The 6,251-nt window shown below is 27.8% G+C and carries 5 protein-coding genes; 2 read left to right on the plus strand and 3 right to left on the minus strand.

Annotation, left to right across the window (positions count from 1 at the left end; genetic code table 11):
- Positions 1-745 (minus strand): Clp protease N-terminal domain-containing protein (locus Q0J90_RS04555; protein WP_297276780.1); only part of this gene is annotated, 745 nt, incomplete at its 3' end.
- Between the two features lie 374 nt (positions 746-1,119).
- Between Q0J90_RS04555 and Q0J90_RS04560 the strand changes: the two genes are divergently transcribed.
- Both Q0J90_RS04560 and Q0J90_RS04565 read left to right on the plus strand, forming a co-directional pair.
- Positions 1,120-2,715 (plus strand): potassium/proton antiporter, encoded by a 1,596-nt coding sequence (locus Q0J90_RS04560; protein ID WP_297276781.1) that lies wholly within the window; start codon positions 1,120-1,122, stop codon positions 2,713-2,715.
- A gap of 232 nt (positions 2,716-2,947) precedes the next feature.
- On the plus strand, positions 2,948-4,033 hold the full coding sequence (locus tag Q0J90_RS04565; RefSeq protein ID WP_297276782.1) for a class I SAM-dependent methyltransferase: 1,086 nt from the start codon (positions 2,948-2,950) through the stop codon (positions 4,031-4,033).
- A 2-nt stretch (positions 4,034-4,035) separates the two neighbouring features.
- Here Q0J90_RS04565 and Q0J90_RS04570 read toward each other — a convergent pair whose 3' ends face one another.
- Both Q0J90_RS04570 and Q0J90_RS04575 read right to left on the minus strand, forming a co-directional pair.
- The gene (locus tag Q0J90_RS04570; protein WP_297276783.1) at positions 4,036-4,857 is read right to left on the minus strand and encodes a GGDEF domain-containing protein; all 822 of its coding nucleotides are present in this window, start codon (positions 4,855-4,857) and stop codon (positions 4,036-4,038) included.
- A 63-nt stretch (positions 4,858-4,920) separates the two neighbouring features.
- Positions 4,921-6,156: a M23 family metallopeptidase gene (locus Q0J90_RS04575; protein ID WP_297276784.1), complete on the minus strand. Its 1,236-nt coding sequence runs from the start codon at positions 6,154-6,156 to the stop codon at positions 4,921-4,923.
- Positions 6,157-6,251: the final 95 nt, after the last annotated feature.

Below are 6,251 nucleotides of genomic sequence, written 5' to 3' on the forward strand. Positions count from 1 at the left end.
CACCAGCAACCAAAGCACCTAAATCCAAAGCTAATAATCTTTTATCTTTAAGTCCGTCAGGTACATCCTGAGAAACTATTCTTCTAGCAAGTCCTTCAACAATAGCAGTCTTACCAACACCAGGCTCACCTATAAGTACAGGATTATTTTTTGTTCTTCTTGATAATACCTGCATAACGCGTCTTATCTCTTCATCACGTCCTATAACAGGGTCAATTTTTTCTGCCTCTGCTAATGAAGTCAAATCACGGCAGTATTTATCAAGTGCCTGCATCTTAGATTCTGGGTCTTGGCTGTTAACACTTTGTCCTTTTCTTAAATCTTTTAATGCACTTAAAACTTCTTTTTTACTTATTCCGCTTTTTCTAAGCATGTCTCCTGCTTTATTATCAGCATCAACAAGTGCTAAGAATATATGCTCTGTAGATACATATTGGTCTTTTAAAGCATTAGCCTCTTTTTCTGCCTTAGCCAAAATTTTTCCGGCATTAGATGATAAATGTAATTGTACATTTTCACCTGTTACCTTTACATTTTCATCAACTAATCTTTGAGTTTTATCTATCAATGTATTTATAGGTACGCCTATTCTTTCAACTAAAGGCTGAATAAGTCCGTCCTCTTGTTTTAATAATGCAAGAAGTAAATGCTCGCTTTTTATTTCGTTATGGTCTTCGCCATTTGCTATATTAGCAGCTTCATTTACTGTGTCTTGTGCTTTTATTGTATATTTATTATAATCCATATTCTAATTAATTGACGGCTTAAAACCGCCTAACTCCTTTTATAATTTTAAGCATTCAATTGCTTTTACTTATATGTATGCAAAAAATGTGCCAAAATAGCGATAGTAAATGTGTTATTATTATACGATTATTTTTTATTTTTTGTATATACTATTTTTTATTGTTTTAATAGCTGTATAAATTTGATAGACTAAAATTTTATTATTGTATAAAAATAAAACGATTTACCATAAATTTTTTATTATTGTTTCATAATATATATAAATTAAAAATATTTTATCATTCTTTATCATAGTTTCATATATAATATTTGTATTTTTTTTGAAAATAGTATATATAATATATAGAATATTTTATAAGGTTTTTTATTTTTATGACTTCGTCAATATTATTATCATCTATAATAATTATATTATGTATAATAGTTAGTAAAATTTCAATTAAAGTAGGAGTACCATCACTTTTACTTTTTTTGCTTTTAGGAATGGCTTTTGGAAGTGACGGACTTTTAAAGATACAATTTGATGATTACAAGATTGCCGAACAATTATGTACTATAACTTTAATTTTTATAATGTTTTACGGAGGATTTGGAACCAATTGGAATGTAGCTAAACCTGTTGCAAAAAAGGCATTTCTTTTATCATTTATAGGTACTTTTATTACATCTATGGTTACAGGGGCATTATGCTATTTTGTGCTTAAATTTGAATTATTTGAAAGTTTCTTAATAGGTTCTGTTATAGGTTCTACAGATGCTGCTTCTGTGTTCTCAATACTTCGTTCAAGAAGTTTGAACTTAAAAGATGGTTTGGCTTCATTATTGGAATTAGAAAGCGGAAGTAATGACCCTATGTCATATATGCTTACTGTAATATTTTTAGGGCTTATAGGAAAAACTTTAACAAGTCCTTTATCTATTATTTATATGGTTTTTGCTCAAATCGCTTTTGCCTTAATTGTAGCTGCTGCTGTGTCCTTTATGGCTTATAATATGCTTAGAAGATTTAGATTTCCAGTAAACGGACTTGATACTATATTTGTACTTGCTGTAGCACTGCTTTCATATTCACTTTCTTCTATAATAGGGGGGAACGGATATTTGACAGTTTATATAGTTGGTATTGTTTTAGGTAATAGCAGGATTAAAAATAAAGTTACTTTGGTTCATTTCTTTGACGGGGTTACAGGTCTTATGCAAATGGTATTGTTCTTTTTATTAGGGCTTTTATCATTTCCTTCAAGACTATTCAATGTTGCACCTACATCAATTTATGTAGCATTATTTGTAACATTTGTAGCCAGACCTATAGCTGTATTTTCTATACTTATGCCTTTTAAAGTATCATTGAAAAAACAGCTTCTTGTTATGTGGGCAGGTTTGAGAGGAGCAGCTTCGATAGTATTCGCCATATTTGTTATAGTAAATAATAATGGAATAAGTTATGATATATTTCATATAGTTTTCTTTTTGGCTATAATATCTGTATTATTCCAAGGTACATTGCTTCCTATAATAGCTAAAAAATTGGGATTGGTAGATTCTGATGAAAATGTACTTAAAACATTCAACGACTATGTAGATGATTCTGATATGGATCTTATACAAATTACAGTACCTCCTAATCATCATTGGATAAGCAGACAAATAATGGATATAGAGCTTCCTGAAAATTCTATTATAGTAACTATTGAAAGGGGAGAAACTACAATTATACCGAATGGAAAAACTGTTATAGAAGAAGGCGATGTTGTAATACTTAATGCTAAGAGAACTAAATATTATGATATAAGCCTTAGAGAGATACATATTAATACTCATCACCCTTGGAGAGATAAAGAGCTGAAAGATTTAAATTTACCTAAAAATAATTTAATAGTGATGATAAAAAGAGAAGGCGGAACAGTTATACCTAGGGGTAATACTATGATTAAAGATAAAGATATTGTATTATTGAGAGATATATAAAATAAATTTTATAAAAAATCAAAAAAAATATGTTTTAGTATATTTTACTATTTTTATAAGTAATGGTTATAATATATAGTATTTTTCATAAATAATCTCCCACTTTTATTTAGCTTTACTCTTATAAAGCTAAATAAAAGTGACTTTTTAATTTTTTGCTAATCATAAATAATTGACTTTTTTTATATTTCTAAATATACTCAAATAAATAATTATAATTTGGATATTTTTTATGCTAAAAGAATTTTATGATGATGATATAAAAGCAGTAGATGCAAGATTTGAAGCACAAAAAATAGCTTTTGCACCAATAGTTTTTCAAGTATCTAAATGTATGGTAGATTTTAATATACTTAAGACTATAGAAGACAGCGGAGATATGGGAATAACTGCTAAGGATATACTGAAAAAAGTTGATTTGTCAGAGTATGCTTTATCTGTGTTATTAGAATTAAGTTTAGGATTATCATTAATAAAAATAGTAAAAAATTCTAATCCTAATAAATATGTTTTAGGAAAAATAGGTTTTTTCCTTTTAAATGATAAATTAACTAGAGTGAATGTCAATTTTGTAAATGATATATGCTATAAAGGAATGTTTTATTTAAATGACAGCCTAATAAATTCTAAACCAGAAGGATTAAAAGTATTCGGAGATTATGAAACTATATACAGCGGACTTTCTTCTATATCGGATAATGACAGAAAAAGCTGGATAGATTTTGATAATTATTATTCTGATAGATGTTATGAAAGTTCTCTGCCTATTATTTTTGATAAAAACATAAAAACTATAATGGATATAGGGACTAATACAGCAAAATTTTCATTGTCTGCATTGAAATATAATGAAAATGTTAAATGTCTATTAATTGATTTGGATGGTCAGATAAAATTAGCTAAAAAGAATGTAGAAGATAATGGCTTTCAAAATAGGGTAGAGTATTTTCCAATGAATATATTGGATGAAAAAACTAGTCTTCCTTTAAATTGCGATGTAATTTGGATGAGCCAATTTTTAGATTGCTTTTCTATTGAAAATATTAAACTTATAATGAATAAAGTAAAAAAATGTGCAGATAAAGAAACAGATATATTTATTTTAGAGCCTCTTTGGGATAAACAGAAATATATATCATCTGCTTTTTCTATTCAAGCTACTTCATTATATTTCACAGCTATTGCAAATGGAAACAGCAAAATGTATCCTTATATGCTTTTGGTAGATACTATAGAAAAAGAAGGGTTTAAACTTATAAAAGAATATCATAATATAGGCGATACTTATCATTCTTTGCTTAATTTTAGATTAAAATAATTTTATAATATTACGGATTTGTTTCTTCCGGTTTCTTTAGCATTATAAAGAGATTGGTCTGCTTTATTTATAAATTCACTAAGATTCATTTGTTTTTCTTTTACAGCACCGCCTAAAGAAGCAGTTGCCTTTAATGAATATTCATCCGTTGAAAAATCTGTTTTAGCTAAATGCTCGCGTATAATTTCCATAGAATCATAAAGTTCTTTTTTATTATCTATATCAAAGCATATAATAAATTCTTCTCCTCCGTATCTTGCCAATACAGATTTAAATTCTATTTTTTTCAACGCTTCCTTCATACTCTTGCAGGCATTTTTTAATACATGATCTCCTATGTTATGTCCGTAAGTATCATTGTAATGCTTGAATTTATCTAAATCTATTATAACTATAGAGTACATTTCATTAGCATTTTCTTTCTCATATAAATATTTAAGTATGTAGCCTCTATTATAAAGCCCTGTAAGTTTATCTCTATTAGCTAAAAAAGATAATTTTTCACTGTATAGTATTATTGAAAGATAATTTACTAAAATGGATATAATTTCTTTATTATTATCGCTGTTAATAATTATATATCCGAATTTATTGCCTCTTGCAAATAAAGGATATTTTTCATTATTTTCTTTTTTATTCATTACTGACTTATTATCAGATATATACCATAAAGATGCTTCTGAAGAACCTTCTTTATAAAAATAAATGGCAAAACTTTTTATTACTTTTTTAGAACTAGCTTCAAAAGTTTTTATTATCCCGTCTACAGAAAAAGGTTCTGGTATTTCATTTAATGTTTTTATGATTTTTATAATATCGTTCATATTTATATAAATATTTCCTAATAAAAAAGGAGGAATAAATCCTCCTTTTATATTTAATTAATTTTATCTTCTATTTCTAAGGAATCTCTTAATAGGTATGAAGTCAGCAGGATTTAATGCTACACCATTTCTTCTAACCTCAAAATGTAAATGGCTTCCTGTAGATCTTCCTGTACTTCCCATTCTTCCTATCATAACGCCGACTCCTACATTAGCACCTGATCTTGTAGTTATAGAATTAAGGTGGCCGTAATAAGTAGTATAACCTTTATCATGACGTACTATTACTAAATTACCATAACCGCCGCTGTATCCGGCAAATATAACTTTTCCTTTTCTTGATGCATATACAGGAGTATTAAGTCTTCCAGGTATATCTACCCCCATGTGCTTAGTTCTTACTCCAGTGATAGGGTGTATTCTATATCCAAATACACTGCTTATTCTAGTTACAGTTGTAGGCAAGCTGAACATTTGTCCGAATTTGTCTATTCTTTCATCTAAAGTATATTTAGCTCCTGGAAGGAATATATCATCGCCTTCGCGTATAGAATTAGCATCATCTATTTTATTGAATGTTAAAACTCTAGTTAAAGATACATCATATCTGTCTGTAACATCAGCTAAAGTTTCACCTTTTTTCATTGTATATAAAAGTCCGTTACGGTTTGGAACTATTATTTTCTGTCCAGGTCTTAATCTATTAGCATTGCTTATTTTATTAACACTTACTAAAGTATCTAAATTAGCACCTATTTTCCTTGATATAATAGTTAAATTTTCTCCGTCTCCTATTATATATTCATCATATTTCATGCCTATAGTGCCGTCGCCTGCTAAAGTATTATCCGATGTTATTGAATCATAAAATACATCTGTAGCATTTTCTAATGATACAGCAGATGTTGTAACAGTTGGTACTGCTATATTGGATAGAACAGCACTGATTTGTTCAGGCTTCATTTCATCTAGTATCTTATTATATACAGTTCCTGTAGTTACAGGCATCTTATCATCCGGAAGCAAAGCAGCATTTGATGTTTGACGCATATTTATTATTAAAAAATTAGCTAAAAATAGAAATAGTGAAAATGAAACTACACTTATAGCGAACTTTTTAATAATATTAGAAAACATATTATTCTTGTTCTTATTATTATATCTCATCGAATGTACATAAGTTGTTCTTATTCTATTTGATGAATTAGATGTACATTTACTCTTTATATACTTTATGAAATCATAAAATATATTCCTCTTGTTATGGATTTTGGTGTACTTAAAATTCTTATTTTTCATATTGCTACTGTTAATTAATACTAATAAATAATTTATTCTAATATACAAACATTTTTTAGTATTGTCAAGTATGTAATTTTCTTTTTTTTTATAGT

The sequence above is a fragment of the uncultured Brachyspira sp. genome (assembly GCF_944390595.1).
Classification (GTDB): Bacteria; Spirochaetota; Brachyspiria; order Brachyspirales; family Brachyspiraceae; genus Brachyspira.

Coding starts and splice junctions, on each gene's coding strand:
- Q0J90_RS04560 (WP_297276781.1), top strand. CDS start 1,120: ATGACTTCGTCAATATTATTATCATCTATAATAATTATATTATGTATA.
- Q0J90_RS04565 (WP_297276782.1), top strand. CDS start 2,948: ATGCTAAAAGAATTTTATGATGATGATATAAAAGCAGTAGATGCAAGA.
- Q0J90_RS04570 (WP_297276783.1), bottom strand. CDS start 4,857: ATGAACGATATTATAAAAATCATAAAAACATTAAATGAAATACCAGAA.
- Q0J90_RS04575 (WP_297276784.1), bottom strand. CDS start 6,156: ATGAAAAATAAGAATTTTAAGTACACCAAAATCCATAACAAGAGGAAT.